The sequence below is a fragment of the Candidatus Protofrankia californiensis genome, from assembly GCF_900634765.1.
Classification (GTDB): domain Bacteria; phylum Actinomycetota; class Actinomycetes; order Frankiales; family Frankiaceae; genus Protofrankia; species Protofrankia californiensis.
Genome location: NZ_CAAAFT010000477.1, coordinates 15,547 through 16,296, shown reverse-complemented (window position 1 = coordinate 16,296; position 750 = coordinate 15,547). Strand labels below are relative to the sequence as shown.

At 75.5% G+C, this 750-nt stretch carries 1 protein-coding gene; it reads left to right on the top strand.

Annotated elements, in window-relative coordinates; genetic code table 11:
* Nucleotides 1-750, top strand: a 750-nt coding sequence (locus tag DD1DGNOD_RS30255; RefSeq protein ID WP_241255962.1) for an ABC transporter ATP-binding protein, incomplete at both ends; no start/stop codon positions are given.

The window sequence follows — 750 nt, the reverse complement described above, 5'->3', positions numbered from 1 at the left end:
GGGGCGACAGCCGGCGGCGCACCGGCAGGCGTACCCGAACCGGGCGTGGCCGAAGGGCTCGTCGTCGACGAGCTGACCGTGAGCTACCCGGCGTCGGGCACACGGGCGGTCGCCGTCGAAGGCGTGAGCCTGCGGGTGCTTCCCGGCGAAAGCTACGGGCTGGTGGGGGAGTCCGGATCCGGCAAGAGCACCCTGGCGGCGGCGCTGGCCGGCGTCCTGCCCGATGGCGGCCGGGTCGACCGCGGCAGCATCAGGCTGGACGGCGTCGACGTCGGCGGCCTGTCAGAACGGGACCGGCGGCGGTGGCGGGCCACCGCGTTCGCCATGGTCCACCAGGGCGCCACAAGCAGCCTGGACCCGACGGTCCGCGTCGGCGCGCAGGTGGCCGAAGCCTGCCGGCTGCAGGGGCTGCCACGCGCCGCGGCTCGCCTGCGGACCCTGGAGCTGCTGGCGGCGGTGCGCCTGCCGGAGCCGGCCGTGATCGCGCGACGGTGGCCGCACCAGTTGTCGGGTGGGCAGCAGCAGCGGGTCGGCATCGCCGCGGCGCTCGCGTCGCGTCCGCGGCTGCTCGTCCTCGACGAGCCGACCACCGGTCTCGACGCCGCGGTGGCACGCGAGATCCTCGACCTCCTGCAGGTGCTGCGGCGGGAGATCAATGCCGCTGTCGTGCTCATCAGCCACGACCTCGCACTCGTGGCACGCCGCTGCGACCGGGTGGGGGTCCTCTACGCGGGCCGCCTGGTCGAGGAG